The organism is Kitasatospora sp. NPDC058243, assembly GCF_042882025.1.
GTDB lineage: Bacteria > Actinomycetota > Actinomycetes > Streptomycetales > Streptomycetaceae > Kitasatospora.
Map to the genome: position 1 here is coordinate 46,547 of NZ_JBHVWW010000031.1, position 24,883 is coordinate 71,429.

Consider the following 24,883-nt stretch of genomic DNA (forward strand, 5'->3'; position numbering starts at 1 on the left):
AAACCACACCTCCGCCTTCCTTGTCTGCGGCGGGCCCCCCCCCACGCGCGGGGGCCCCCCCCCGCCCGCGTGCGCGCACGGGGGCGGGCGGGGGCGCGGGGGTCGCGGGCGCGCCGGGGCGGGCGCGCGCGTGTTGCGGAGGTGTTGCGGTGGGCGTGGCGCACGGCGCGCTCGTAGTAGCGTCGAGGCGCGAAGTCGCGCACGCCGCGCGGCTTTTACCGAACCGGGACGGGGGTCGAGCGTTGGGAAGGGGTGGTGGGTGTGGGACGGGCACGCGTGGCGGCGCGGGTGATCGTGCACCCTGGTGTGGAGGACCTCAGGGTCCAGCAGGTGTTGGAGGCACTCGCGGACCCTGCCCGCAGATCGGTGGTGCGCCGGCTGGCCCACGCGGGCGCCGCGCTGAGCTGCGGCTCCTTTGATCTTCCGGTCTCCCGTTCCACCTCGACGCACCACTTCAACGTGCTGCGCCAGGCCGGACTGCTGCACCAGTACTACGTCGGCACCACCAAGATGAACTCGCTGCGCGCCGAGGAGTTGGAGGGCCGTTTCCCGGGCCTGCTGTCGGCGGTGGTCGCCGCCGCCGATGCCGAGGCCCGCACGGCGCCCTGAGCGGGCCGGCCCGTCCCGCGGCCGGCGGCCGTGGGGCGGGCCGGTTCTGGAAGGCTCGGCCCTGGTGGGGTCAGTGGGGTCAGTTCTGGACGGTGAGGACGATCTTGCCGACCTGGGTGCCGGCCTCCAGGTAGCGGTGGGCCTCGGCGATCCGGTCGAGGCCCTCGAAGACCCGGTCGACGGCGGGGGTGAAGGAGCCGTCGGCGAGCCCGGCGGTGACGAAGGCCTGCGCGCGGCGCAGCCGTTCGTCGTCGCGGGTCACCTCGTGCATGGAGTAGAAGCGGCTGGTGACGGGGGCGAAGGTGTCCTGGCCGGGCAGGGGGGTGTCGCGGGGGTCGAGGCGGCCGTAGACGATCAGGCGGCCGCCGGGGGCGATGGTGCGGGCGAGGGTGAGGACGCCGGGGCCGGCGACGGGGTCGAAGACGGTGCGCACGCCGGTGCCGGCGGTGATGGCGTCCACGCGGGCCACCAGGTCCTCCTCGCCGGTGACGATCACCTCGGCGGCGCCGGCGTCCAGGAGTTGCTGCTTCTTGGCGCGGGTGCGGGTGGTGGCGATGGGGACGGCGCCCAGGCGGCGGGCGGTGCGGATGGCGGCCAGGCCGGTGCCGGAGGCGGCGGCGGTGAGCAGGACGTGGTCGCCGGGGCGCAGGTGGCCGTCCTCGGCGAGGGCGCCGTAGGCGGTCAGGTAGGGCATCCACACGGCCGTGCCCTGGACGTCGGTGAGGCCGGCCGGGTGGTGGACGACGGCGCGGGCGGGCACGAGGGCGTGGGTGCGGTAGACGCCGTAGTCGTTCTGGGAGAAGGCCGGGACGGTGTCGACCCGGTCGCCGGCGGCGAAGCCGGTGACGCCCTCGCCGAGGGCCTCCACGGTGCCGGCGGCCTCGTAGCCGGGGGTGGCGGGCAGCTTGGGCTCGTCGAGGTAGGTGCCGGCGCGGAAGAGGGCCTCGGCGCGGTTGAGGCCGATCGCGCTGACGCGGATGAGCAGTTCGCCGGGGCCGGGCACGGGTACGGCGGCGGCTCGCACGGTCAGGACCTCCGGTCCTCCGGTGCGGTCGAAGACGACGGTCCTGGACATGGCGCAACTCCCCTGCTGTGGTGGGCCGGTGGCGGTGTGGCGTGCGGTGCGGCGTGCGGTGCGGCGTGCGGTGCGGCGTGCGGTGCGGCGTGCGGTGCGGCCACTTACGTAACCCGGTGCGCGGGAAACTGTCAAACTTCGACTGGTCTCGGAATAGTGGGCGGTCGGCGGGCGTTGACGGTGAGTTGACCCTGCGTCAGGCCCGGGGCCGCGCGGCCTGCGGGGGCGGGTGGGAACCCGGCATGGCGGCGGGCGGACGGTGTTCGTATCCTTCGGCGGATGAACGCCTTCGCGCCGCCGCACGAACCGCCACACGAACTGCCGCACGAACCGTACGGGTCCTCGGGCCGGGACTGGGCCGCCACGCTGCGATGGGTGGAGCAGGGCCTCCCCCCGGGCCACCGGGTGCGCTCGGTGACGGGCCTGCGCGGCGGCTGGACGTCGCGGATGCGGCGCCTGGACGTCGGCCCGGAGGGGGGTGCGGGCGAGGGCGGGGGCGGGTACGCGCTGGTGCTGCGTTCGTTCGTCAAGCCGTTCTACCTGCGCCACGCGCCCGCCCTGCTGACCCGTGAGGCCGGCGTGCTGCGGCTGCTCGCGGACGGCGGCGTGCCGGCGGCGCGGCTGCACGCCCTGGACGCGGCGGGCGAGTTCTGCGACCACCCGTCGCTGGTGATGTCGCTGCTGCCGGGCGGCGTGCGGGTGGCGCAGGACGGCGACGTGGAGCGCCGCGCGGACCTGCTGGCCGGTCAGCTGGCTGCCGTGCACGCCCTCGTGGTGGCGCCGGGCGAGCGACCCCGCGCCTTCGAGGCGTGGACGGCCCCGGATCGGGTGCGGGTGCCCGGGGCCACGGCGCGTCCCGGGGTGTGGCGGCGGGCGATGGACGTGATCCGCCGTGAGGCGCCCGCGTACCGGCCGTGCTTCCTGCACCGCGACTTCCACCCCGGCAACGTGCTGTTCACCGGGCAGGGCGCCGCGCTGGCCGTCAGCGGGGTCGTGGACTGGGTGGAGACCTCCTGGGGCCCGGCCGACCTGGACGTGGCCCACTGCTCCACCGCCCTGGCCCTGCTGCACGGCGTGGACACCGGCCTGGACTTCGCCGCCCGCTACCTGGCGGCCGGCGGCACGCTGGAGGAGGACCCGGGCGCGCACCTGTACTGGCGGCTGCTGGACGCGCTGGCGTTCGCCCCGGACGCGGAGAAGGTCGCCGTGCCGTGGCGGGAGCTGGGGCGCGGCGACCTGACGCCGGCCCTGCTGGGCCGGCGCCTGGAGGACTACCTGGAGGCGCTGCTCGACCGGTACGCCTGAGCGCCGCCCTGCGCCCGTTTGCCGGTGGGTGGTTCAGGAGGCCGGTTCAGGTGGGCGGTTCAGGCGGGCGGTTCAGGTGGGCGGTTCAGGTGGGCGGTTCAGGAGGCCGGTTCGCCGTCGAGGAAGGCGGCGATCAGGGCGCGGGGGGTGTCGTCGCGGTTGAGGAGTTCGTGCATGTGCACGCCCTCGGAGGCGGCCTCGGCGCTGCGGGGGAACATGGTCCGCTCGTACGCGGCGAGGGCGGCCTCGGTGTCGCCGGGGTGCGCGGCCAGGGCCTGGCCGAGTTCGGCGCCGTCGAGCATGGCGAGGTTGGCGCCCTCGCCGTTGGGGGCGGTGAGGTGGGCGGCGTCGCCGAGCAGGGTCACCCCCGGCACCCGGTCCCAGCGGTGGGCGATCGGCAGGGTGTAGTGGGGGCGCAGGACCGGGGCGGTGTCGCCGTCGGTGATCAGCGCGGTGAGTTCCGGTGCCCAGCCGTCGAACTGTGCCGCGATGCGGGCGCGTGCCGCGGCGGGGTCGGTGAAGTCGACGGCGGCGAACCAGTCCTGCGTCCTGGTGAGCATCACGTAGGTGTGCAGGGTGTCGCCGCTCTCCCGGTGGGCGAAGATCTCCGCGCCGGGCGAGGGCGCCATCATCGACCCGCCGCCGACCGCCTTCGCGGCGGCGAGGTGGCGGGTGTCGGCGTCGAACAGGTAGGTCTCGACGGACGACGTGCCGGTGTACTCGGGGGTGGCGGCGGACAGCAGCGGCCGCACCCGTGACCACGCGCCGTCCGCGCCGACCAGCAGGCCGGTGACGGCGGTGGCGCCGTCGGCGAACGCCACCTCGTGGCGGCCGGCGCCCAGGGCGCGGACGCCGGCGGCCTTGCGGCCCCACCGGACGGTGCCGGCCGGGAGCGAGTCGAGCAGCATCTGCCGCAGTTCGGCGCGCTGCACCTCGGGGCGCCCGCCCGTGCCGTCGTCGGCCTTGTCGAGCAGGACGCTCCCGTCCCGGTCGAGGATCCGCATCGCCTGGCGGCCCTCCAGCACGAGGGCCTCGAACTCGTCCATCAGGCCGGCCGCCCGGACGGCGAGCTGCCCGTTGTAGTCGTGGATGTCGAGCATCCCGCCCTGCGCACGCGCCGCCGGCGAGGCCTCCGCCTCGTAGACCGTGGACGCGATGCCGTGCAGGTGCAGGACCCGGGCCAGGGTCAGCCCGCCGAGTCCGGCGCCGATGATCGTGATGTCGGTGGTCATGGTGGTTCCCTGTCTGTCGCACGCCTGCCGGATGGGCACCCGGACTGTCCCCGGAAAGCTCCCAGGGCCCACCGGCACGCCACTGACAGGCCACCGGCACCCGGCTCACACCCCCGGCATCCGGCCGTCACCGCGCCCGCGTTGGACCGTCATGAGAATCATCGAGAATCACGCCTTCCGGAGCGCCGGTTGACGCCGATCATGGGAGGACTTTCCTGTCCGCCGTCGAGAGGAACAGCTATGGCAAGGCGGCTGCGCGTCATCGGTAGCACCTCGGGTGTCGGCGACTGCCCGACGCTGTACGAGGACGTGGACACCGGCGAGGTGGTCGTGCAGGGGTATGCCGTGACGGACCCCGAGGACGTGGCGCAACTCATGCACGTGAAGGACGATGAGGGCTTCGTAGTCGTGCCCCGCGAACTGCTGGTGCGGTTCGCGCCGAAGGAGTCAACGCCGGTGCCGGAGTTCGTACCGCAGCAGCGGATCACCGAGTTCATCAACGACGGGTTCGAGCACACCGCGTGGCGGTTGGAGACAAGGGCGGGATACCTCTCCGACAAGCTGACGCCCTCCTACGCCGAGTTCCTTCGGACGGGGGACAGCGCCGGGGAGGTCGGGCACCCCTGGTTCGAGAACGTGCGCCGCATGATCGGCAAGGGCAAGAGGTTCGAGCGGGTGCGCCTGGTGGACGATCCGCCGACCGAGGGGCAGCGGTACCTGCTGGCGTGTGCCCGGACCAACGTGGCGGCCGGTGAGGACATCCGGTGCATGTGGCGTTCGGAGGCCGAGGCGGCCGGGCTGGCCGGGCTGTCGGACTTCTGGCTCTTCGACTCCCGCACGGTCGCGCGCTTCCACTTCGAGGGGGAGCGCACCGTGGGAATGGAGTTGGTCACCGACCCGCTGGAAGTCCTCCGTGCCTGCCAGACGCGTGATGCCGCCTGGCACCACGCGAGGCCCTACGCGCAGTTCCGGGCTCAGGTACCTTCCGACATGTGAGCACCGACTATCAGCAGGCGCGGTCTGCTCTTGGTGCCCGGATGCGTGAACTCCGCACCGAGTGCGGGTTGTCCGGACGCGCCTTGGCCGTGCGGCTGGGCTGGCCCCGGTCCAAGGTCAGCAAGTTGGAGAACGGCAGGCAGTCTCCCACCAGGGCCGACGTGGTCGCCTGGGCCGAGGCCGTCGGCCGGCCCGACGCCGGCGCCGAACTGGTGGGCCGGCTGCGGACGGTGGAGACCCAGTACCGGTCGTGGCGGCGCCAGCTCGCCGGCGGTGTCCGGCCGGTGCAGGAGGCGCACGCCGCGCAGGGGAAGCGGACCGGCGACCGGCGGTCATTCGACCCGACCCTGGTTCCCGGCCTGCTCCAGACCGCCGAGTACGCGCGAGCGGTCCTCACCCGGTACACCAGGGTCCATCCGTCGATCCGCGACGTCGAGGCCGCGACAGTAGCCCGCATGGAGCGTCAGAGGGTTCTCAACGACCGGTCGCGGTCGTTCCACTTCCTGGTGTGGGAAGGCGCCCTCGTCTCCCGGCTCTGCCCGCCGGCCGTACTGGCGGACCAGCTGGAGTCCCTGGCCCCCTGGCTTGCTCGTGGGAACGTCCGGCTCGGGATCGTGCCGTTCGATGCCGATCTCAGAGTGCCCGCGGGAGTCGGATTCTCCATCCACGACGGCGCGTTGGTCATCACCGAGTCCTGGCACGCGGAGATGTGGTTGGACGATCCGGCGGACGTCGCGCTTCACATCCGGGCGTGGGAGGCCCTGGCGCAGAGCGCCGTCTACGGCCCGTCAGCCCATCGGGTGATTGTCCGGGCGCACCGGTCGCTGCTGTGAGAATCACCGGGAATCACCTCCGCCCGGCTCCGGCCGCCGCCCCTACCTTCGTGGTGACGGAAACCCCACCGGTCAAGGGAGTGGCACATGTCGGGTCTTGAGCCGACTGGACAGTCGGAACGGGTGAGCGCCGGGGAGTCGGCGGCGAACGATCTGAGGGAAGCGCTACGCGCTGCCGGGATCTCCACCCTCGTCCGTGGCGGCCCGGACGTGTTCACGGATTCCAGCTTCTCCTGGGTGGCCCTGGGACACCTCAAGGAGGCCGAGGCCGCCGTGCTCGCCACCCTGATCCGCAAAGCCCTGGGCACGTGAGCGCGGCACCGCAAGGGGCCCCCGACCGCCGGGAGGCGAAGCCGCCCCGCCGGACCCCGACGAGCGGTTCGGCCGTCCGAGCTGTCCCCGGAGGAACGCAGGCGCCGTCGAGCGTGCCCGACTTCGCCGAGCTGCTCGGGCGGTGCCGGCGTTCCGCCGTCCATCTGGAGCTGCGGGACTCCTACGCCCCGACGGAGCGGTTCGAGGCGTGGCGGCGCGGCGAGCGGATCGACTGGGAGGACCGCGGGTCCTGGTGGCATCCCTATGACCAGTTGATCACGGACACGGTGGCCCGGGGTGTGGCCGTGCGCCGGGCCCGGGTCGTCTCCGAGCCCGTGTCCGCGTACATCCGGTGGGAGCACTACGTCACCCACGCCAACGTCACGGCGGGCGAGGAGGTCCGCTGGCTGCCCCGGCGACGGGCCACGGACATCCCCCTGCCGGGCAACGACTTCTGGCTGTTCGACGACGCGCTGCTTCGGGTGCACCACTTCTCCGGCGACGGCGCCGTGATCGAGGACGAGATCACCGAGGACCCGCAGACCGTCAAGCTGTGCGCCACCGCGTTCGAAGCGGTCTGGGAGCGAGCGGTCCCGCACCACCTGTACGGAATCTGACGAAGGCCCGCCTCCATGCCCGCGCACCCCTCTGCGAGCGTCCGGCAGGCCCGCGAAGCCCTGGCCGCCCGGCTCAGACGGTGGCGGGCGGTGCGTCCTGCGCCTGCGGCGCCGGGGCGGTGGGGGCGGCGGGGGCGCCGGGGCCCAGGCGGCGGCGGAGCAGGACGGCGACCAGGGCGGCGAGGGCGAAGCCCGCTCCGGCCCAGGGCAGGTGGCGGGCGCCGGCGGTGGAGACGACGAGGCCGCCCACCGCGCTGCCGGCGGTGATGCCCAGGTTGGAGAAGGAGATGAACAGGCTGTTGCCGAACTCGGGTGCGTCCTGGGCGTCGCGGGCCAGCCAGCTCTGGCTGACGACGAGTCCGCCGGAGTGCACCGCGCCCCAGAGCAGGACGCCGGCGAGCATCGGCGCGGGCCAGGGGCCGATCGCGTAGAGCAGGGCGTAGAGGAGGACGTAGAGGGCGGGGAAGGCGGTGACGGTGCGCAGCAGGTCGCGTTCCAGGAGGCGGCCGAAGAGGAGGTTGCCGAGGACCATGACGATCCCGAAGGCCATCAGCGCGGCGCCCACCAGGGAGGCGCTCAGGCCGGTGACGCGTTCCAGGTATTCGGCGAAGTAGCCGTAGACGGAGAACATCGCGGCGAACACGCACACGACGGCCAGGATCGACAGCCACAGCCGGCCCCGGCGCAGGATGGCCAGCTGGCCCCGGTAGGAGGGGCGCCCGCCGGAGGGCGAGGGCGTGGCGGGCGCTGCGGGGGTGGAGGGCAGGAGGAGCAGGACGCCCAGGCAGGCCAGCAGGTTGACGCCGGCGCCGAACCAGAACGCGGCGGCCAGGCCCGCGTGTTCGGCGAGGTAGGAGGTGAGCGGCACGCCGAAGGCGAAGCCGAGGGTGACGCCGGCGAAGACGGTGGTGGCCGCCCGGGTGGCGCGGTGTGCGGGGACCAGGTTGGCGGCGGTGGTGAGGGCGACGGCGAAGAAGACGGGGTGGAAGAGCGCGGGCAGGATCCGGAAGGCGAACATCACGGCGAAGTCGTCGGTGAGCGCGTACACGGCGTTGGAGAGCGCGAAGACGGCCAGGGCGCCCGCCAGGACGGCCTTGCGGCGCAGGCCGGAGGCCAGCAGGGTGCCGAACGGCCCGGTGGCGGCGACCACGAGGGCGAAGACGCCCACCAGCCAGCCGGCGGCGGAGGGTGTGACGCCGAGGTCCTCGGAGATGCGGGGCAGGACGCCGACGACGCCCATCTCGGTGGTGATGATCCCGAACACTCCCAGGGAGAGCGTCAGGACGGCGGGGCCGGTCTTTCCCATGTGCTGCCTCCGTCCGCCCGGCGTGCGGGGTGTGCGGGCGCACGGCACCCGCCCCCCACGCACGGGGCTACAAATCTAGATAGTTAGATGGAATGAGGCGAAAAGGAAGGGCGCAGCCCGGGCCGCCCCGGCGGGGGCGGTGGGGTGCGCCCCTGAGGGGGCGGAGCGTCAGAGTTCGTCGCGGGCGTAGGCGGCGAACGCGGCGATCGTCTCCTCGTCGCGGCGGTAGAAGGTCCACTTGCCGACGCGTTCGGACACCAGCAGTCCGGCGTCGCGCAGGATCTGCAGGTAGCCGGAGACCACGGACTGGGCGAGCCCGGACTTCTCCCGGATGTCCGTCACGCACACGCCGATGTGGAAGCCCACGCCGCGTTCGCGGTAGTAGTCCTCGTCGAAGTAGCGCTCGGGCGTCTTGAGCCAGCGCAGGAAGTCCGCGCGCGCCGGATTGGCGAGCGCTTTGTGAACGGCCAGCGGATCCACCGCACGCACCCCCTTCGCCCGACCCTCGACCAGATGACGTATCCAATATTCTAGATGTGAAGAAGCGTGTCAACCCGGGCCGGGCGGGCCGACGCGGGCCTGCCCGCCTGCGCCTAGGATCGGTGCGGTGCACCGGAGGAATCTGACAGCGGCCGACGGCGAATCCTGGGGCGGCCTGGGCCTGGAGCTCCCCCCTGCCACCGAACCGGGGCTTCGGCCGCGGACGGCGAACGGGAACCTGATCGTCCTGTCGCAGGGGCCGCGGGTGGTGCTCACCGGCAGGATCGACGACGACCGGTGCGGCGTCGAGTACTCCCGCACGGACCACTACCGCTCCCCCATCGCCCCCCTGCGGGCCGCCGAGGCGTGCGCGGTCGCCGAGGCGTGCGCGGTCGCCGAGGCGTGCGCGGTCGCCGGGCCGGGAGGGCCGTCCTGGTACGCCCGCTGGGCACACCGCTTCGCCGGCGCCCTGCACGCCCGCGCCGCCGGCCCGCTCCACGAGGGGCGGTGGGTGCTCTCCCCGCGGCTCGCCCGCGAGGGGATGGCACCGGCCGCAGGCGGGCCGGGCGGCCAGTGGCGTTCCCTGCTGCTCGACGGCCATCCCGACGGCTACATCGACTGGTTCGACGGCTCGTGGCGGGTCATGCCGCTGCGCCGGATGCCGCCACCCGACGACCCCCGGGTGAAGGCCTGCCGCAAGCAGGCCCGGGAGGGCATCCTGCTCTGGTGGTTCAGCGGGCTCAACTGCCATGCGGTCCTGGACGGCCACGCCCGCCTCGGCGCCGCCATCGCCGAGAACCGCGAGCCGGCGGTACTGGTCCTGTCCCGCGCACCGTCCCGGGAGCAGACCGGGGCCCGGACGGACAGAGCCCTGTCGACCTACCGCCTCACCATGTCCCTCCTGGACGGTCCGCATCCGGTGACGGACCGCCAGGGCCTGGCCGGGGCGGCGGGCCGCCTGCTCGCCGCCCAGCTGCACAGCCTCAAGGCCGACTACGCGCCCACCCGCGCATGGCCGTTGCCGTCAGGCCCACCCGCCCGGCCCCGGCCGGTGCCGTGAGCCGCCGAAACGACGTGGCGCCCGGGCACCGCCCTGCCGCAGGATCGGCCCCGTGGAAACGGTGATGCAGTGGGTCCGCACGTCATGGACCGGACAGTCCCGGGGCGGACCCGAAGCCGCCCGGCGCAACGCGGCCCCGACCGCCTTCTTGCTGCCGCCCGGCTCACCGCCCCTCGTCCACGAGGTCTGGATGCACGAGGCCGACGGCTTCCGGCCCCGCTCCCTGACGCACGAGAGCACACCCGGCTCCCGCACGGACACCGGCGTGCTCCTCCAGGAGGCCGGCCACCTGCTGCGGGTCCAGCTCGTCGCGACGCCCTTCGGCATGCCGCGCCGACGGCGCCGCCCCCCGGCACTGCGCCTGGCCCGCGGGCAATGGCTGCGCTGGCAGATCAACTACCGCTTCGCCCACGCGCACGACGGCGCGTGGACCTACCGGCTCGACACGCTCAACATCGCCCACGGCCCGGCACCTGCCGACCTCTTCCTGGGCACCCCCACCCTGCGCGTCAGCGAACTCGCCGCCCTGCGCTGACCGCACGCCGCCCGACGCGGGGCCGCGATCCTGCGCGCACCGGCTCCGCGCGGCACCGGCCGTTCCCGCCAGGGGCCTTGGCGGGTTCGCAGCGCAGGCGCGGCGCTAGGCTGTGGCGGTGACCTCGCTGCCGGAAGACCTCTCGCCCCTGGCCGGCGACGACGACCGCGACACGGCCGTGCAACGCCTGCAAGAGGCGTACAGCCAAGGGCGCATCTCCCACGAGGAGATGGACGAACGCCTCGACCAGGCGCTCACCGCCAGGACGCAGGGCGCACTCGCACGGTCCCTGGCCTCGCTCCCCGAGCCGGGCGCGGGTGCGGGCACCGAGGCGACGATCGGCGCCGCCACGGGACGCATCCGGCGCAGCGGCGCCTGGCGGGTGCCCCGGACCCTCAAGGTCGCCTCCGCGCTCGGCAGGGTGCACCTGGACCTGTCCCGGGCGATCTTCGAGCACCCGGTCGTCGACATCGAACTGCAACTCGGCACCGGCGGCGCCAGGATCACGGTGCCCCACGACGCGGTCGTCGACATCGAGGGCATGCACGCCGGCTGGAAGGAGGCCCGCTACAAGCCCCCGCGGCACCCCACCCCCGGCGGCCCCACCATCCGGATCTCCGGGACCACCGGGTTCGGACGGCTGAAGGTCCGCCACGCTCGGCGCTGAGGCCCCGGCCCGGCCGACCGGCGCCGCAACTGGATCAGGGCGACGACGCGGTGGTCGTGCTGCGCGAACAGCGGTGTGACCGCCGGGGGACGGCCGTGCGGGCCGCCGCGTCCCGCTCGCCGCGCCGTCGGCCCGACCGGCCTCCTCCCTAAGATGGGCTGCATGCGTGAACTGACCTCCGCTTCCTCGCCGGTCGAGTGGCGGATCGACACGGCCTCCGGCGCTCGGCTGGTCACCCTGAGGGACGAGGGCGGGCTGTCGTTCCGCAGCGTCTGCGGTGGAGCGGGCGAGGCGGTGGTGGTCGCCGCCAACCGGCACAGGGCGGACGGCGGTGACGACACCCTCTACCTGACGGTCGGTCCGGACGGTGTGGAGGAGATCACGGTGGAGCACGAGGGCGTCAATCCCGCCCTGTACACCGGCCCGGACGGCAACCCCTGGGTTCGGATGTCCGTGCTCCAGGACGGCGTGGACCACGAGCCCGACACCCTCCTGCCGTTGCGGGGACGGGGCAGGTGGGAACAACCGCCGCGCACCTCCGCCTTCGCGGGCGACTTCGTCGGGTGGATCGGCGACCGTGCCTTCTGGCACCTGGACGACGTCTTCGACGAACGCCGGCCGTCCCGGGTCCAGGCGGCAGACCTGGAGTCCGGCGCCGGCGGGCCCCGGTGGCGGGTCCGCCGCCCGGTGCGGCTGCCGTTGCCTCAGTCGCAGTACGCGGTGGTATGCACCGACGGGGCGCAGCTGGCAGTACTCGCGCTGGACGCGGATCCGGCGGGACCCGCGACGCTGCGCATCCTCACCCCGGACACCCTCGCCGTCGAGCGGGAACGTCCCGTCCTGCGGGACCCCGAGGAGGCGTTTCTGCTGCTCGCCGAAGCCCACTCCGACGGCTCGGCGCTGCTGTACTCCGTCGCCGACGACGGCCGGGTCAGCGCGGTCCGCCTCGACGGCACCGGCGCCCGGTCCACTGCTCCGGCCGGCGTTCTGCCGGACGGGCCCTTCGCGGTCTGGCCGGTCCACGGCCCCGGGCACCACGCGCTGCGCTTCACGACGGAGCACACGAACGGCCTGCTGGTCCTGGACGGCGCCACCCCGGTCGCGCTGTGGGCCGGCGCTCCAGACCGCTACCGCGACTCCGTCACGGGACGCGAGACGCGCTTGGGAGCCGACTGGGGACTGCCGGTCCTCGTCGGCGCGGCCGCGAGCGGCAGGAGCCACGCGCTGCTCCTGCGGCCCGAGGACGACCGGACCCGGCTGGCCGTCCTGTTCGGCTAGGTCCAATGCCACTGACTTAACAGCGATCACGAGCCGCTGACCTGTGGCGATGCCTCGGTCGGAGGGTCGCGGAGGACCGCAAAGTCAGTGGCATTGCGGCTAGGCCCTGTCCGGCCGATCTTGGCGGATCAGCCCGCGGAGCGCCCCGGTGGTACTTTCGCCGGACCTCTCGGAAGGGGTGGACAGACAGATGGACGGGGACATGCGGCGGGCGGCCGTCGCGGCGCTGGCCGAGCTCGGGCGCAGCCGCGACTACCGCGACCGGGCGGACGCCGGTCGCGCCCTGGCAGGCTTCGCCGAGCTGAGGGAGGCCTGCGGGCCGCTGCTGGCGCTCGTGCTCGACGCAGGCGACACCTTCGTCACCCGGGTGAGCGCACAAGCCCTGCTGCGGCGAAACGACCTGGCCGGGCTGGCGATCGTCGCGTCCGCACTGGCAGTGGCCGACGACAACCACGGCGACTGGATCCACACCGCGGTCCGCGATGTGTTCGGCGTCTTCGCCGACGACCGGGACGACGCGGTACGGCTGTGCGAGGAGCTGTCGCGGGCCGCCGACGACCGCGTCGCCCTGGGGGCCCGTCGGCTGCGCGACAGTCTGGCCGGGATCGATCCCGTTCTCCGCCCCGCAGCAGCGCGGGACGGACGCCAGCGCTCTGACCGCATAGGTTCACCGGCTTCCTGCCTGGGCGAAGGCTGGGGCCGATTGGACGGGGGCTGACATCCCATCCAATGTTCGTCGTCCAGACGGCCGCCACCCGCCCGACCAAGCTCGCCCAGCCCTTCACCCGCTGGTCCATCCGCAAGCTCGCCGCCTACATCCGCAAGGTCCACGGCCGGGTGATCCGCATCGACCGCGAGGCCCTGCGCTGCCTGCCCGCCCGACGCGGCGCCACCTTCCGGCGGGCCAAGACCTGGAAGGAGTCCACCGACCCCGGCCGCGACGCCGCGCTGGACCGGATCGAGCACGTCCCGGACCGCTTCCCTGACCGCGTTTTCGCGTTCGACGAGTTCGGGCCGCTCGGCATACGCCCGACCGGCGGATCCTGCTGGGCCGAGCAGGGCCGGCCGGACCGGGTCCCGGCGACCTACCACCACACCCACGGCATGACCTACTTCCACGGCTGCTACTCCATCGGCGATGACACCCTCTGGGGCGTCAACCGTCGCCGCAAGGGCACCGCCGATAGCCTGGCCGCGCTCAAGTCGATCCGCGCCGCCCGCCCCGACGGCGCCCCGATCTACGCGATCGTGGACACCTCTCCACGCACAAGGGCGCCGAGATCCGCCAGTGGGCCCGGAAGAACAAGGTGGAGCTGTGCTTCACCCCGACCAACGCCTCCTGGGCCGACCCCGTCGAGGCGCACTTCGGACCGCTGCGCCAGTTCACCCTCGCCAACTCCAGCCACCCCAACCGCCCCGTCCAGAACCGTGAACTGCACCGCCGCCTCCGTTGGCGCAACGCCAACGCCCGCCACCCCGCCACCCCGACGTCCTGGCCGCCCAACGCCGTGAACGCGCACGCATCCCCGGCGAGAAGGGCCTCCGCCGGGGCGGACGCCCCCTCGCAAGCGCGGCAGCCCAACCGTGGCGGATGAACCCTCCTGTCGCAGCCGTAGCATCGCCGGATGCGCTACATCGACAACCGAGACGTCAACGAGGCCGTGACCGAGATGATGCGGGTACTTGGCCCGCACGACGCGGAGGACTGGTCGGTACCGGCAGGTTCGCTGGAATGGAGCTGCTGGACGACGGCCGCCCACATCGCCCATGACCTGCTGGCCTACGCCGGGCAGATCGCCGCACGCCCGACGGACGCCTACCTGCCCTTCGACCTCGCCGTCCGCCCGGACAGCTCCCCACGCGAGGTGCTCCGGGTGGTCACCGCCTGCGCAGGGCTGCTCGGCAGTGCACTGGCCACGGCCGGCCCGGAGGCGCGGGCCTGGCACTGGGGCCCTTGCGACCCGTCAGGCTTTGCGGCAATGGGTGTCGCCGAGGTGCTCCTGCACACCCACGACATCACCCAGGGGCTGGGCGTGCCATGGCTGCCCCCGGCGCCGCTCTGCGCGGCGGTACTCCACCGGCTCTTCCCCGAAGCTCCACCCGGCGACCCGGCCCATGTCCTCCTCTGGTGCACCGGCCGGGGCGATCTGGAAGACCGCCCCCGCCGCACCTCATGGATCTGGCGCGCGGCAGTGGCCGAGTGATCAGACCTCTCGCAGGAAGACTGAGAGGCGCCCCCATCCACGGCGAACGGTCCCGGTCACAGCACAACTAGCGCGAGGGCGCCTGGCGGGCGGCGCGGTCGGCGACGGCCCGCAGCAGGGCCTCGGCACTGCCCGGGGCGGCCGCCCAGCGCCGTATCTCGGCGTGGGCGGCGCGGCGCCCGGGGCTCAACGCCCGTACGGGCAGGGAGAACTGGCCGCGCAGGCACCACCACCTCACGACCCGGGCGCAGCTGCGCCTCACCTCGGGTCCGGGAGCTCGTCGGCGTCTGCGGTGCTGCCGGTGCCGTCGGGGCTTTCGGCGGGGCGCAGGTGGATGGGGTGGGCGTGGATGCCGACGAAGGCGATCGTGCGCAGCGCGCCGAAGTCGGTCAGCCGGCGGGAGATGAGGGCGGTGGATTCGGGGGCGAACAGGTCGGCGAGGTAGGCGGCGTGGTCGTCGTCGAGGGGAAGGCGGGCCAGGGCGGTGCGCACGGCCGCCAGGGCGTCGGCGAGCCGGGTGAAGGTGGCGGTCTCGGTGACGCCGCCGATCTCGACGGTGACCGGGTGCGGGTAGTCGCGCGGCGGGATGGTGGTCACGCGGCGGCGCCGCTCTGGGGTCCGAGGACCGCCCACACCGCCTTGCCGACCCCGCCCGCGCACGGTCGGCAGCCCCACTGGAGGGCGAGTTCGGACACCAGCCACAGCCCCCGCCCGCATTCCTCGTCCCCGTTGACGCGACGCAGCACGGGCTGCCGGGAGTCGGCGTCGTGGACCTCGATCCTGAGGTCGTCGGCCGAGAGGGCGAAGCGCACGAACAGCAGCCGGTCGGACGGGGTGCGGGCGTGCTGGACGGCGTTGGTGACGAGTTCGCCGAGCACCAACCCTGAGTAGTCGCAGAACAGTTCACCCCCCTGGTGGTCGGAGAGGAAGCCGCGCAGCAGCCCCCGCGCGGTGGGCACGGACTTCTGGTGGCGCGACAGCCAGCAGGAGTACTCCCCCACGGCGGGGGGCGGGATCTTCGGCGTTTCGAACATGGCGACGCCTCCTCGGCGGCGGAGCGGCAAAGCGTGATCCGGGCACGTGAGGCAAGGCCCGAGGACCGTCGGCGGGCATGGGGATGCCCGGGTAACGATCCATCAAGATCACGCTGTGTCTTTCATGGACTACCGCCTGTAGCATGCCACTGCGCCAATGCTGTCTGCAACAAGAACGACTGCAACCGTGCAGATTTGCCAGGCGCGTGGCCCCGACGGTCCGTCACGGGGCAGACTGGGCAGTTCAAGGGAGGAATCGCGCATGACCGACGAACCGAGGCCGACCGTCCGCGGCCGCCGCCTGGGGTCGGAGCTCCGTCGGCTCCGGGAATCAGCGAACAAGACCACCGAGGACGCCGCATCCGCGCTCGCATGCTCGCGCGCGAAGATCAGCCGGATAGAGACCGGCGCGGTCGGGATCCGCCGACTGGACCTCGGCGTCCTGATGGACCTGTACGGCGTCACGGAGCCGAGGGACCGCGATTCCCTTGAGACGCTGGCCCGCGACAGCAAGAAGCGCGGCTGGTGGCACGACCACGGCGATACGATCCCGCCCGCCTATGTGGACTTCCTCGATCTGGAAGCAGACGCTCGCTACATCCGGAACTGGCAGCCACTGGTCCTGCCAGGCCTGTTGCAGACCGAGGACTACACCCGCGCTCTGCTTCAGGCCAACCCGGCTGTTGTCCGCCCGGAACGCATCGACCAGTTGGTCAGGCTCCGGATGGAACGCAAGGAGGTTCTGACCAAGCCCGATCCGGCCCGACTCTGCGCGATCATCTGGGAGCCGGCCCTCCGATGCCCGGTGGGCGGCGCCGATGCACACCGCGCGCAACTGGGCTACCTCGTCGAAGCGGCGCAACTCCCCAACGTCACCTTGCAAGTGGTTCCGCTCGACATCGGTCCGACCGCTGGCGCCTGCGGGGCATTCGTGATGTACGGATTCACTGGCTCCCCTACCTCGGGAGCAGTGTTTCTGGAGAATCTGACGAGCAGCCATTACCTGGAACGAGAGGCAGAACTCGACGGCTACGGGCTCGTCTTCGAGGACCTGCGATCGTCAGCCCTGAACCCCGCCCAGTCGCTGGATATGATCACCGCAATCGCGGCAGAGACAGCGAGTTAAGAGATCAGACAAGAGGGTGAGCGCATGACCAAGCCGAAGATCTCCGCTCGGGGCTGGTACAAGAGCAGCTACAGCGCACAGGCGAACGAGTGCGTCGAGGCGGGGAACGTCGTCGCTGGCGGCATGGCCGTCCGCGACTCGAAGGACCCCAGCGGCCCGGCCTTGGTCTTCCCGGCCGACGCCTGGTCCGCTTTCCTCACCGGGGTCAAGGCTGGCGACTTCCCCACCGCCTGACCCGCCAGCCACCCCCGTCGCACCCCCGCCCGCGCGGCCGGGGCTGCGACGTACCGTGAGCGCCAAGGACCCGTCCCAGCGGATCCACCAGGCCTCTGAGCGGGAGCCGAACAGGCGACCCGGCAGGGCGCGGGCCCGCAGCAAACCGGTGGTTCCGCGCAGGAAGTCGGACCGGCCGACTTCTCGCGCTTCAGTCCGCCCTCGCCGCCCTGCGGGGTGCGGGGCACCGCTCCCCCGCCGTGCTCGCCGACGCCGACAGCCAGGCTCCGGCGGCAATCCCGCGCCTGCGCCCTGGACTTGAAACCGAGCACGAGACTGCGCGGCCGCGGCCCGCCGACCTCGACGCTCAACCGGTAGCGAGGCGTCCCACGCACCCACCCCACCGCCTCGACCGGCAGGATCACCAGGCCGAACAGAACAACAAGCACGAGAAAGACCGGAAAGCCGTCGGAACAGGCCGCGCCGCCGTCCGGCGGAAGGCCGTGAACAGGTCCGTACAACCGCAGCACCACGGGGATGCCGTCCGGCCCGACGACCCGCCCCGCCGACCCCATCGGCGTACCGGGCCCGCGATCTCCGACCCGACCGGCCCGCCCGACCCGCACCACGGTGGCCACGACCGCCCCGCACAGGTACTGGAGACAGCCGGGACGGCCAACCCTGTTGTACCGGCGGCCCCTTGCGGGGAGCAACGGGGCCGCAGGAACGATTCGCCCCGAGTCGCGCCCGCCCCCGGCAGCGGACGCGCCTGCGTGGGAAGTCGGACCGGCCGACTTCCCACGCCCCGGCCGCACCCGCACCCGCACCCGCACCCGCACCCCGCCCATAATCGCGTTTGACTATGGCCCGTAGTCGTGTTCGACTAACACTGTGAGCACTTCGCGACTCTTCGCACTCAGCGCGCTGGCCCGGGGCGGGCCGATGCACGGCTACCAGATCCGCCAGGCGGCACAGCTCGACCGCACCGAGCTGTGGACCGACGTCAAACCCGGATCGCTCTACAGCGTCCTGCACCGGATGGCCGATGACGGCCTGGTCGAGGTGGTGCGCAACGAGAAGGTCGGCAACCCGCCCGAGCGGACCGTCTACGCGATCACCGACCAGGGCCGCCGGGAGCTCGCCGCCCTGCGCGACGCCGCCCTGCGCAAGGTGCGCCTGCTGCCCGACCCGGTCGACCTGGCCCTGCAGTACACCGCGGACCTCACGGACGAGGACCTCGCCGGGGCCGTCGCCGCGCGCCGGCGGGCCGTGGCCGACCAGGTGGCCCTGTTCGATGAGCAGTTCGAGGCCGCCCGGCCGGACCTGACCGGCCTGGAACCGTGGATCTTCGAGCACTGCCTCGCCCGCCTGAAGGCCGACCTGGCCTGGCACGACAACCTGCTCGACACCCTGACCAAGAACACCCTGCCGAAGGGCACCCTGCCGAAGAACAGCCTGCCGAAGGACACCCGGAGGACCCCGTGATACTCGTGACCGGCGCGACCGGCACCGTCGGCCGCGCCCTCGTCGGCCACCTGGCCGCCCTCGGCGCCCCCGTGCGCGCCGCCACCCGCCGCCCCGAACGGGCCCGCCTGCCAGGCGGCGTGGACGTCGTCGGCGCCGACCTCGGCGAGCCGGACAGCCTGGCCGCCGCCCTGCGGGGCGTGCGCAAGGTGTTCCTGCTCTCCGACGGCCCCGACATCCCGCGCCACGACGCCAACCTCGCCGCCGCGGCCGCCCGCGCCGGCGCCGAGGCCGTCGTCAAGCTGTCCTCCGGCCGAGCCGCCGACCCGGACGCGGACGACCCCGTCGCCCGCTGGCACCGCGCGGGCGAACAGGCCGTCCAGGACAGCGGCCTGGCATGGACGTTCCTGCGCCCGATGGGCTTCATGTCCAACACCCTCGCCTGGGCCGGAGCGATCCGCGCGACCCGCACCGTCCGGGCCCCGTTCGCCGCCGGCCGGGTGTCCGTCATCGACCCCGCCGACATCGCCGCGGCCGCCGCCCACGCCCTGACCCGGCCCGGACACGACGGCCGGGCCCACCTGCTGACCGGCCCCCAGGCCCTCACCCCCGGCGAGATGACCACGACGCTCGCCGAAGTCCTGGGCACCCCCCTGGACTTCACCGAGATCCCGCCCCCCGCCGCCCGCCAGGCACTCCTGGACCACGGCCTGCGCCCGGAGACCGCCGACGCGGTCATGGCGCTGCGCGCCGCCTCGCTCGAACCGTTCGCCGCGACCGTCACGCCCGCGGTCCAGCAGCTCACCGGCCGCGCGGCGACACCGTTCCGGGCCTGGGCCGAACGCCACCGCAAGGAGTTCACCGGGGAACCCGGCGAGGAGCCCGGCGAGGGGCCCGGCGAGGGGCCCGGCCGTGGCTGACCCCCACCGCGAACCCGTCGCCCTGGCCCCCGGGCACGGCGGGCGCCACCACGTGCCGGGCAGCCCGTACGTCGTCAAACTCGCGGGCGCCCAGAGCGGCGGATCGATCGCCGTCCTGGAGTCCACCTTCGAACCCGGCCAGGGCGCACCGCTGCACCTGCACCGCGGCCACGACGAGACGTTCTACGTCGTCAGCGGCGCGTTCCGCCTGCGGTGCGACGCGCATACCACCGAGGCGGGCCCCGGCGGCTTCCTGCACGTCCCGCGCACCCACCCGCACTCCTTCACCGCGATCGGCGACACCCCCGCCACGATCCTGGTGACGCTGACCCCGGCCGGCTTCGAGGAGTTCTTCATCGAGGCCGCCGCCCTCGCCGCCGCCGGCCGCCCGGACCGCCGGACGATGCAGACCCTCCTGGCCCGCTACGACCAGGAACTGGTCCCCGACGCACCGCAGGACCACCACAGACGAGAAGGCCGCTGAGGACGGCGCAGCGGGCGCCGGGCCGGGCGGGCGGCCGCGCTACCGGTAGGTGCGCAGCACGTCGAGGAGGTCGCCGGTGTGGCCGTCGCGTGCGCCGAAGTGGGCGGCGCAGCTGAGCTGTTCGCGCAGGTGGAGCAGCCGCATGCGGTGCTGCCAGCCGTCGGTGAGGGGGTGGTGTTCGCGGTAGGCGTCGAAGAAGCGGGCGGGGACGCCGCCGGTGCAGAACATCATGCTCAGGTCCGTCTCCGCCCATGTCCAGGACACCGCCGGGTCGATGAACGCCGGTGCCGCGTCCGGGTGGGCGAGGATGTTGGCGTGCCACAGGTCGCCGTGGGTGAGGACGGGCGGTGCGGCGGGGAGGAGTCGGGGCAGCCGGTCGCAGATGCGTTCCAGGTCGGCGCGGCCCCGGGGTCCGAGTGCCTGGCGTGCCAGGGGTTCGTCGAGGTAGCGCAGCAGGCGGTGGCGGGCGAAGAGCTCGTGTCCGTCCTGGGTCCAGGGGTTGCGCTGTGCCAGGCGGCCGAGCCGGCCGTCCTCGGCCCAGCCGAAGCGCTGTCCGGTGGTGGTGTGCAGGCCGGCCAGCGCATGTGCGGCGCGTTCCCAGAAGCCGGTGTCGTGCGCGGGCGGCTGTTCGAGGGCTTCCAGGACCAGGCCGTCCGGGTGCAGGGCCGGCACCCGCGGGGTCGGCAGGGCGCCGTGGGTGCGCAGGGCCTGCAGGCCCTGGGCCTCCTTCGCGTACGCGTCGGGGGCCAGTGCCGGGGTGGATTTCACCACCACGCGCCCGCCGTCGGCCAGGGTGACCAGCCAGACGGTGTTCGCGGCGCCGCCGGCCAGGCGCACCGCGTGCGCCGGCGGGCCGGGGAGCAGGTGCGGCGGCGGACCGTCCTGTCCGGCGGCCGCCTCATCGATGTTCTGTGCAAGATCTTCCATGGCGGACCCCTTCCCCGCGCCCGGCGCCACCGACTCCGGCCGGCACCGGATTTCGCCGCCCCAGGGGCAGCGGCAGGGCCCGCGCCAGGCCTGCCGGGGGCGCGGTACAGTCCGCTTCATGAACGAGAACGTGCGCGCCCCGTTCGGGAACTTCACCCTCGTCCGCACGGCGATCGAGGTCTGCGACGACCTCGCCGCCCCCGTCACCGACGCCTTGACGAACGCGGACGCGCACGGGTGGGCCGGATCCGTGCTGTACGTGGACACCGACCCCGACAAGGCGGACACCGCGGTGTTCTGCCAGGCCTACGACGTGCCGTTGGAGCTCTCCGCGAACTGCGTGGTGGTCGCCGCCAAACGCGGCGGCGACGTCACCCTGGCCGCCTGCCTGGTGCGCGCCGACACCCGCCTGGACGTCAACACCGCCGTGCGCAGGCACCTGGGCGCGCGCAAGGCCTCCTTCGCGCCGGTGGACGTCGCCGTCGCCGCCACCGGCATGGAGTACGGCGGCATCACCGCCGTCGGCCTGCCGGGCGGCTGGCCGCTGCTGGTCGACGAGGCGGTGGCCGCCGCCCCGCACGTGCTCATCGGCAGCGGGCGGCGGCGGGGCAAGCTGATCCTCCCCGGCTGGGCGGCGGCCCGGCTGCCCGGCGCCGAGGTCCTCCCCGGCCTGGCCGCCTGAGCCCGGCGGTGGCGGGACCGGCTCGGGCGACGGCCCGCCGGCCTGGGGCCGAGGCGTGCGCGTCCGTGTCCGTGTCCGTGTCCGGGAAAGGGCGTCACCCCCGCGCGGCCTGAGTGAACGTCAAACTCGGGTGAGTCCGACCTTGTCGGGTCGGACGGTGGGGTCTCGGCGGAACATGATCAAGGGGTGGACATGCGAGACCTCGGCGGGAAGGTCGCGCTGGTCACCGGCGCCGGCCGGGGCATCGGGCGGGGCATCGCCGAACGCCCGGCCCGGGACGGCGCCCTGGTCGCCGTGCACTACGGCAGCAACGAGGCGGCGGCGAAGGAGAGCGCCACGGCCATCGCCGGGGCCGGCGGCCGGGCGTTCACCGTGGACGCCGAACTGGGCGTTCCCGGCGACGTGGACACCCTCATGGCCGGGCCGGCGGCCGGGCTGCGCGCGCACGGGGAAGCGGCGATCGACATCCTGGTCCACAACGCCGGGTTCAACCTCATGGGGCGCCCGATCGAGGTCCTCACCCCCGAGGAGTTCGACGAGATGGTCGCGGTCAACGTCAAGGCGCCGCTCTTCCTCACCCAGCGGGTGCTGCCACGGCTGCGCGACAGCGGCCGGATCATCAACATCTCCTCCGTCTCCACCCGTGTCGCCTGCGCCCACGGCATCGGCCGCCCGCTCACCAAGGGCGCCCCGGAGGTGTTCGGCCACACCCTGGCCAAGTACCTCGGACCCCGCAACATCACCGTCAACTCCGTCGTCGCCGGACTCACCCGCACCGACATGACCGCCGACGTGCTGGCCGACCCGGCGAACCTGGAACGCAACCCCGCCCTGACCGCCCTCGGCCGGATCGGCCAGGTACCGGACATCGCCGACGCGGTCGCCTTCCTCGCCTCCGACGACGCCCGCTGGACCACCGACACCAAGATCGACGTCACCGGCGGCGTCAACCTGTAGCGGCCCCAGCCGGTGGCCGCACCGCGCGCAGGCCGTACCCGGGCCCGGGCGACCCGCCGCCCCGGGCAGCCGCGGGGCTGCCCCGGCGGGCGGGACGGCGGGCGGGACGGCGGGCGGGCGGGACGGGCCTCTCGGCACAGCGGACACCTGTGCCGCGGACGCCGTCAACGCCTCGCGCACCACCGCCGGTTCGCCCAGCGGCGCACCGGCGGCACACGGCCGGACCGCCGGAGCGCCCGGACCCCGCGCGGCACTACGGGAGGCCGGGCGCCCCCGGCACCGGCACCGCCACCGGCCCGAACCACAGGTGCAGGGCCGCGCGCAGCTGTTCGGCGGCGGCCCGGGGCGGTGCGGTGGGCGGTGCGGTCCAGGCGGCGTGGCCGTCCGGGCGCACCAGCACCGCGGGCGTGTCGGGCAGGGCGCCGGGCCGCACCGTCGCTGTCGTCACCCGGTCCGCCCAGGGGGCGGCCGCCGCGCGCAGCGCCTCGGTGGCGGTGGTGTCCTCCAGGAGCAGGGCGCCGGCGCCGGTGCGGGCCAGCAGCGGTATCAGGGCGCTGTCCTGGAGGGTGCCGTCTTGCACAGTGCCGTGCTGCACAGTGCCGTGTTCCAGGGTGCCGTGCTGGAGGGGGATGTCCGGGACCATCGCGCCCTCCCAGGGGTGGCCGCTGCCGTGGGGGGCCGGGTAGCGGGTGGCGATGCCGGTGATCTCCTCGGCCAGGGGGCCGGCCGTCTCCTTGGCCTGCGCGAGTTCGGCGAGCAGGTCGCGCACCGGCGCGAGTTCCTCGTCGTCGCCGGCGAGCAGCGCCTGGGCGCGGGTGTTGCGCAGCAGTCTGGCGCCGGCCGCGTGCCGTTCGCTGTGGTAGGTGTCCAGGAGGGTTTGGGGGGCTTGTCCGCGGGCGACGAGGGCGAGTTTCCAGCCGAGGTTCATCGCGTCGTCGATGGCGGCGTTGACGCCGATGGCGCCGGCGGGCGGGTGGATGTGGGCGGCGTCGCCCGCCAGCAGCACCCGGCCCCGGCGCAGCCGTTCGGCCAGGCGGGCGGCGTCGCCGAAGCGGGTCAGCCAGTGGGCGCGGGCGATCGGGACGCGGCGGCCCAGGGCGTGGTCCAGTGCCTGCTGGAAGCGGGGCAGGGTGAGCGGTTCGTGCCGGTCCCGGGGCGGGTGGGGGTCGGCGGTGAGCAGGCGGAGGTAGCCGGGTCTGGGGATGGCGAACACGGTGCCGCCCGGGCCGGTGTTCACGCCGAAGGGGATCTGCTGGGGGTCGGTCGGGACCACGTCCGCGAGCAGGGTGAAGCGGCGGGCGGGGGTGCCGGGGAAGGCGATGGCGGCGAGTTCGCGCACGGTGCTGCGGCCGCCGTCGCAGCCGGCCAGCCAGCCGGCGCGCAGCAGCGCGGGGCCGTCGGGGGTGTCGGTGTGGGCGTGGACGCCGTCGTCGTCGAGGTCGAGGGCGCTCAGGCGGTGGCCGCGCAGGATGCGCACGCCCAGGTGGCGGGCGTGTTCGGTGAGGATCTCCTCCACCCTGGTCTGGGCGATGCCCAGGACGTAGGGGTGGCGGGTGCGCATGGCGGCGAGGTCGAGGCGGGCCTGTGCGGTGAACGCGGTGGTCGCCACGGTGGGGCCTTCGGCGAGGAGGCGCTCGGCCAGGCCTCGGCGTTCCAGCAGTTCCAGGCTGCGGGCGTTGAGGTTGAAGCCGCGGCAGAAGCCGGGCGGGGACGGGTCGCGTTCCAGGAGCACGGTGCGCACGCGGGCCAGGGCCAGTTCGCAGGCCAGCATCAGGCCGGCGGGGCCGGCGCCGACGACCAGGACGTCCGCTTCACCGGCCCCGACGGCGCTGGTACCGGAGGCAGGTAAGCGCTGCCCGGTGGGGGCCGGCGCGGGGGCGGGCGTGGCGGCGGGGGCGGGTGCGGGGGTGTCAGGCATCGGGGGCGGCCTCCGGCCAGGCCAGGGTGCCCTGTTCGATCTCCTCGGCGGTGCGCAGCACCCATTGGCGTTCGGCGTGCAGCATGGCGTGGGCGTACTCGGCCTCGATGACGAACAGTCGGGGGGCGTGGTGTTCGCGGGTGGCGCTGTGGTGGGCCTGTTCGCTCTCGGTGATGCGGGTCTGCAGGGCGGCGGCCCGTTCGCGCAGGGCCTGGGCGGCGCGGTGTGGTCCCAGGGCGCCGAGGTAGCTGACGGCGGACAGGAATTTCGGGTATTCGCGGGAGGGTTCGCGGATGAGTTCGTCCAGCCACTGGGTGAAGTACTGCCGGCCCTGGGGGGTGTGGCGGTAGACGGTGCGGGCGGGGCGCGCGCCGACTTGTTCGGTGTCGGTGGCCTCGATCCAGCCGTCGCGGGCCAGGGCGCGCACCGTGTCGTAGAGCGAACCGGTGGTCAGTTTGAAGGCCTGGTCGAGGTGGCGCTCGCGCAGGGTGGTGGCCATGGCGTGGGGGTGCAGGGGCTGTTCGAGGAGCAGGCCGAGCAGGGCGAGGGCCAGGGGGTTGGCGGGTCGTTTGGCGGTCATGGCACTCCGTGGTCGCACGCGGGGGCCCGGGTCGGGGCCGGGGCTGGTGATACTCGGATCGTACTACTC

Annotated in this window: 29 protein-coding genes and 1 pseudogene; 20 read left to right on the forward strand and 10 right to left on the reverse strand. The window is 73.8% G+C overall.

Annotated elements, in window-relative coordinates:
- Positions 1 to 261 precede the first annotated feature (261 nt).
- A complete protein-coding gene (locus ACFVX9_RS21160) occupies positions 262 to 609 on the forward strand; it encodes a helix-turn-helix transcriptional regulator (RefSeq protein ID WP_063352990.1) in 348 nt (115 codons plus the stop codon).
- A 79-nt stretch (positions 610 to 688) separates the two neighbouring features.
- On the opposite strand, the gene ACFVX9_RS21165 is transcribed toward ACFVX9_RS21160, so the two are convergent.
- Positions 689 to 1,684, reverse strand: coding sequence for a zinc-dependent alcohol dehydrogenase family protein (locus ACFVX9_RS21165; RefSeq protein ID WP_387982975.1), 996 nt, complete (start codon positions 1,682 to 1,684; stop codon positions 689 to 691).
- A 279-nt stretch (positions 1,685 to 1,963) separates the two neighbouring features.
- On the opposite strand from ACFVX9_RS21165, the gene ACFVX9_RS21170 reads away from it, so the two are divergent.
- Positions 1,964 to 2,989, forward strand: a complete 1,026-nt coding sequence (locus ACFVX9_RS21170; protein ID WP_387982977.1) for a phosphotransferase family protein — start codon at positions 1,964 to 1,966, stop codon at positions 2,987 to 2,989.
- Positions 2,990 to 3,087: 98 nt separating this feature from the next.
- Here ACFVX9_RS21170 and ACFVX9_RS21175 read toward each other — a convergent pair whose 3' ends face one another.
- Complete coding sequence (locus tag ACFVX9_RS21175; protein WP_387982979.1) at positions 3,088 to 4,221, reverse strand: FAD-dependent oxidoreductase; 1,134 nt, start codon at positions 4,219 to 4,221, stop codon at positions 3,088 to 3,090.
- Between the two features lie 240 nt (positions 4,222 to 4,461).
- Between ACFVX9_RS21175 and ACFVX9_RS21180 the strand changes: the two genes are divergently transcribed.
- From ACFVX9_RS21180 to ACFVX9_RS21195, 4 genes are all read left to right on the forward strand, one after another.
- Entirely contained in the window at positions 4,462 to 5,217 is a 756-nt protein-coding gene (locus tag ACFVX9_RS21180; RefSeq protein WP_380480929.1) for a DUF6879 family protein, read from the forward strand.
- Entirely contained in the window at positions 5,214 to 6,050 is an 837-nt protein-coding gene (locus ACFVX9_RS21185; RefSeq protein ID WP_387982981.1) for a helix-turn-helix domain-containing protein, read from the forward strand. The genes ACFVX9_RS21180 and ACFVX9_RS21185 overlap by 4 nt, the downstream gene beginning before the upstream one ends.
- 87 nt (positions 6,051 to 6,137) lie before the next feature.
- The gene (locus ACFVX9_RS21190; RefSeq protein WP_380480924.1) at positions 6,138 to 6,362 is read left to right on the forward strand and encodes a hypothetical protein; all 225 of its coding nucleotides are present in this window, start codon (positions 6,138 to 6,140) and stop codon (positions 6,360 to 6,362) included.
- A gap of 113 nt (positions 6,363 to 6,475) precedes the next feature.
- A complete protein-coding gene (locus ACFVX9_RS21195) occupies positions 6,476 to 6,979 on the forward strand; it encodes a DUF6879 family protein (protein ID WP_387982983.1) in 504 nt (167 codons plus the stop codon).
- Positions 6,980 to 7,052: 73 nt separating this feature from the next.
- Here ACFVX9_RS21195 and ACFVX9_RS21200 read toward each other — a convergent pair whose 3' ends face one another.
- Complete coding sequence (locus ACFVX9_RS21200; protein ID WP_387982985.1) at positions 7,053 to 8,285, reverse strand: MFS transporter; 1,233 nt, start codon at positions 8,283 to 8,285, stop codon at positions 7,053 to 7,055.
- A 168-nt stretch (positions 8,286 to 8,453) separates the two neighbouring features.
- On the reverse strand, positions 8,454 to 8,765 hold the full coding sequence (locus ACFVX9_RS21205; RefSeq protein WP_063352995.1) for a helix-turn-helix transcriptional regulator: 312 nt from the start codon (positions 8,763 to 8,765) through the stop codon (positions 8,454 to 8,456).
- 127 nt (positions 8,766 to 8,892) lie between these two features.
- Here ACFVX9_RS21205 and ACFVX9_RS21210 point away from each other — a divergent pair, with 127 nt between their 5' ends.
- From ACFVX9_RS21210 to ACFVX9_RS21240, 7 genes and pseudogenes are all read left to right on the forward strand, one after another.
- A complete protein-coding gene (locus tag ACFVX9_RS21210) occupies positions 8,893 to 9,825 on the forward strand; it encodes a hypothetical protein (RefSeq protein WP_387982986.1) in 933 nt (310 codons plus the stop codon).
- Between the two features lie 52 nt (positions 9,826 to 9,877).
- Positions 9,878 to 10,360, forward strand: coding sequence for a hypothetical protein (locus tag ACFVX9_RS21215; RefSeq protein ID WP_387982987.1), 483 nt, complete (start codon positions 9,878 to 9,880; stop codon positions 10,358 to 10,360).
- 118 nt (positions 10,361 to 10,478) lie between these two features.
- Positions 10,479 to 11,027 carry a DUF1707 domain-containing protein gene (locus ACFVX9_RS21220; RefSeq protein ID WP_387982989.1) on the forward strand — a complete coding sequence of 183 codons (549 nt, stop codon included), beginning with the start codon at positions 10,479 to 10,481 and terminating at the stop codon, positions 11,025 to 11,027.
- Between the two features lie 162 nt (positions 11,028 to 11,189).
- Positions 11,190 to 12,305 carry a hypothetical protein gene (locus tag ACFVX9_RS21225; RefSeq protein WP_387982991.1) on the forward strand — a complete coding sequence of 372 codons (1,116 nt, stop codon included), beginning with the start codon at positions 11,190 to 11,192 and terminating at the stop codon, positions 12,303 to 12,305.
- Positions 12,306 to 12,495: 190 nt separating this feature from the next.
- The gene (locus tag ACFVX9_RS21230; RefSeq protein ID WP_380378248.1) at positions 12,496 to 13,023 is read left to right on the forward strand and encodes a hypothetical protein; all 528 of its coding nucleotides are present in this window, start codon (positions 12,496 to 12,498) and stop codon (positions 13,021 to 13,023) included.
- 14 nt (positions 13,024 to 13,037) lie between these two features.
- Positions 13,038 to 13,881: pseudogene (locus ACFVX9_RS21235) on the forward strand (transposase); the annotation flags it as partial.
- Between the two features lie 49 nt (positions 13,882 to 13,930).
- Positions 13,931 to 14,509 carry a maleylpyruvate isomerase N-terminal domain-containing protein gene (locus tag ACFVX9_RS21240; protein WP_387982992.1) on the forward strand — a complete coding sequence of 193 codons (579 nt, stop codon included), beginning with the start codon at positions 13,931 to 13,933 and terminating at the stop codon, positions 14,507 to 14,509.
- A gap of 67 nt (positions 14,510 to 14,576) precedes the next feature.
- On the opposite strand, the gene ACFVX9_RS21245 is transcribed toward ACFVX9_RS21240, so the two are convergent.
- From ACFVX9_RS21245 to ACFVX9_RS21255, 3 genes are read right to left on the reverse strand one after another with little or no spacing between them, the layout of a single operon-like run.
- Complete coding sequence (locus ACFVX9_RS21245; protein WP_380378252.1) at positions 14,577 to 14,771, reverse strand: hypothetical protein; 195 nt, start codon at positions 14,769 to 14,771, stop codon at positions 14,577 to 14,579.
- Positions 14,768 to 15,106, reverse strand: a complete 339-nt coding sequence (locus tag ACFVX9_RS21250; RefSeq protein ID WP_387982994.1) for a hypothetical protein — start codon at positions 15,104 to 15,106, stop codon at positions 14,768 to 14,770. Before ACFVX9_RS21250 ends, ACFVX9_RS21245 begins: the two co-directional genes overlap by 4 nt.
- On the reverse strand, positions 15,103 to 15,543 hold the full coding sequence (locus ACFVX9_RS21255; RefSeq protein ID WP_387982995.1) for an ATP-binding protein: 441 nt from the start codon (positions 15,541 to 15,543) through the stop codon (positions 15,103 to 15,105). The genes ACFVX9_RS21250 and ACFVX9_RS21255 overlap by 4 nt, the downstream gene beginning before the upstream one ends.
- A gap of 262 nt (positions 15,544 to 15,805) precedes the next feature.
- On the opposite strand from ACFVX9_RS21255, the gene ACFVX9_RS21260 reads away from it, so the two are divergent.
- The 5 genes from ACFVX9_RS21260 (at position 15,806) to ACFVX9_RS21280 (ending at position 19,750) form a co-directional block, all read left to right on the forward strand.
- On the forward strand, positions 15,806 to 16,669 hold the full coding sequence (locus ACFVX9_RS21260; protein WP_380561940.1) for a helix-turn-helix domain-containing protein: 864 nt from the start codon (positions 15,806 to 15,808) through the stop codon (positions 16,667 to 16,669).
- A 24-nt stretch (positions 16,670 to 16,693) separates the two neighbouring features.
- Entirely contained in the window at positions 16,694 to 16,903 is a 210-nt protein-coding gene (locus ACFVX9_RS21265; RefSeq protein ID WP_063353001.1) for a DUF397 domain-containing protein, read from the forward strand.
- Positions 16,904 to 17,773: 870 nt separating this feature from the next.
- Positions 17,774 to 18,367 carry a PadR family transcriptional regulator gene (locus ACFVX9_RS21270; RefSeq protein WP_387982997.1) on the forward strand — a complete coding sequence of 198 codons (594 nt, stop codon included), beginning with the start codon at positions 17,774 to 17,776 and terminating at the stop codon, positions 18,365 to 18,367.
- Complete coding sequence (locus tag ACFVX9_RS21275) at positions 18,364 to 19,266, forward strand: NAD(P)H-binding protein (protein WP_387982998.1); 903 nt, start codon at positions 18,364 to 18,366, stop codon at positions 19,264 to 19,266. Before ACFVX9_RS21270 ends, ACFVX9_RS21275 begins: the two co-directional genes overlap by 4 nt.
- A complete protein-coding gene (locus ACFVX9_RS21280; protein ID WP_387983000.1) occupies positions 19,259 to 19,750 on the forward strand; it encodes a cupin domain-containing protein in 492 nt (163 codons plus the stop codon). Before ACFVX9_RS21275 ends, ACFVX9_RS21280 begins: the two co-directional genes overlap by 8 nt.
- A gap of 39 nt (positions 19,751 to 19,789) precedes the next feature.
- On the opposite strand, the gene ACFVX9_RS21285 is transcribed toward ACFVX9_RS21280, so the two are convergent.
- Positions 19,790 to 20,677, reverse strand: coding sequence for a fructosamine kinase family protein (locus tag ACFVX9_RS21285; protein ID WP_387983001.1), 888 nt, complete (start codon positions 20,675 to 20,677; stop codon positions 19,790 to 19,792).
- A gap of 118 nt (positions 20,678 to 20,795) precedes the next feature.
- Between ACFVX9_RS21285 and ACFVX9_RS21290 the strand changes: the two genes are divergently transcribed.
- Together ACFVX9_RS21290 and ACFVX9_RS21295 are read left to right on the forward strand one after the other, a co-directional pair.
- Positions 20,796 to 21,359, forward strand: a complete 564-nt coding sequence (locus tag ACFVX9_RS21290) for a YbaK/EbsC family protein (RefSeq protein WP_380378262.1) — start codon at positions 20,796 to 20,798, stop codon at positions 21,357 to 21,359.
- A gap of 192 nt (positions 21,360 to 21,551) precedes the next feature.
- The gene (locus tag ACFVX9_RS21295; RefSeq protein ID WP_387983024.1) at positions 21,552 to 22,316 is read left to right on the forward strand and encodes an SDR family oxidoreductase; all 765 of its coding nucleotides are present in this window, start codon (positions 21,552 to 21,554) and stop codon (positions 22,314 to 22,316) included.
- Between the two features lie 253 nt (positions 22,317 to 22,569).
- On the opposite strand, the gene ACFVX9_RS21300 is transcribed toward ACFVX9_RS21295, so the two are convergent.
- Complete coding sequence (locus ACFVX9_RS21300) at positions 22,570 to 24,234, reverse strand: FAD-dependent monooxygenase (RefSeq protein ID WP_387983003.1); 1,665 nt, start codon at positions 24,232 to 24,234, stop codon at positions 22,570 to 22,572.
- The gene (locus ACFVX9_RS21305) at positions 24,227 to 24,814 is read right to left on the reverse strand and encodes a PadR family transcriptional regulator (RefSeq protein WP_063350796.1); all 588 of its coding nucleotides are present in this window, start codon (positions 24,812 to 24,814) and stop codon (positions 24,227 to 24,229) included. Before ACFVX9_RS21305 ends, ACFVX9_RS21300 begins: the two co-directional genes overlap by 8 nt.
- Positions 24,815 to 24,883 lie beyond the last annotated feature (69 nt).

Bases quoted from the DNA above. Each gene is read 5' to 3' on its own strand.
- ACFVX9_RS21200 (WP_387982985.1), bottom strand. From the start codon at position 8,285: ATGGGAAAGACCGGCCCCGCCGTCCTGACGCTCTCCCTGGGAGTGTTC.
- ACFVX9_RS21225 (WP_387982991.1), top strand. From the start codon at position 11,190: ATGCGTGAACTGACCTCCGCTTCCTCGCCGGTCGAGTGGCGGATCGAC.
- ACFVX9_RS21260 (WP_380561940.1), top strand. From the start codon at position 15,806: ATGACCGACGAACCGAGGCCGACCGTCCGCGGCCGCCGCCTGGGGTCG.
- ACFVX9_RS21240 (WP_387982992.1), top strand. From the start codon at position 13,931: ATGCGCTACATCGACAACCGAGACGTCAACGAGGCCGTGACCGAGATG.
- ACFVX9_RS21175 (WP_387982979.1), bottom strand. From the start codon at position 4,221: ATGACCACCGACATCACGATCATCGGCGCCGGACTCGGCGGGCTGACC.
- ACFVX9_RS21170 (WP_387982977.1), top strand. From the start codon at position 1,964: ATGAACGCCTTCGCGCCGCCGCACGAACCGCCACACGAACTGCCGCAC.
- ACFVX9_RS21285 (WP_387983001.1), bottom strand. From the start codon at position 20,677: ATGGAAGATCTTGCACAGAACATCGATGAGGCGGCCGCCGGACAGGAC.
- ACFVX9_RS21180 (WP_380480929.1), top strand. From the start codon at position 4,462: ATGGCAAGGCGGCTGCGCGTCATCGGTAGCACCTCGGGTGTCGGCGAC.
- ACFVX9_RS21305 (WP_063350796.1), bottom strand. From the start codon at position 24,814: ATGACCGCCAAACGACCCGCCAACCCCCTGGCCCTCGCCCTGCTCGGC.
- ACFVX9_RS21265 (WP_063353001.1), top strand. From the start codon at position 16,694: ATGACCAAGCCGAAGATCTCCGCTCGGGGCTGGTACAAGAGCAGCTAC.
- ACFVX9_RS21290 (WP_380378262.1), top strand. From the start codon at position 20,796: ATGAACGAGAACGTGCGCGCCCCGTTCGGGAACTTCACCCTCGTCCGC.
- ACFVX9_RS21230 (WP_380378248.1), top strand. From the start codon at position 12,496: ATGGACGGGGACATGCGGCGGGCGGCCGTCGCGGCGCTGGCCGAGCTC.
- ACFVX9_RS21165 (WP_387982975.1), bottom strand. From the start codon at position 1,684: ATGTCCAGGACCGTCGTCTTCGACCGCACCGGAGGACCGGAGGTCCTG.
- ACFVX9_RS21295 (WP_387983024.1), top strand. From the start codon at position 21,552: ATGCGAGACCTCGGCGGGAAGGTCGCGCTGGTCACCGGCGCCGGCCGG.
- ACFVX9_RS21255 (WP_387982995.1), bottom strand. From the start codon at position 15,543: ATGTTCGAAACGCCGAAGATCCCGCCCCCCGCCGTGGGGGAGTACTCC.
- ACFVX9_RS21300 (WP_387983003.1), bottom strand. From the start codon at position 24,234: ATGCCTGACACCCCCGCACCCGCCCCCGCCGCCACGCCCGCCCCCGCG.
- ACFVX9_RS21190 (WP_380480924.1), top strand. From the start codon at position 6,138: ATGTCGGGTCTTGAGCCGACTGGACAGTCGGAACGGGTGAGCGCCGGG.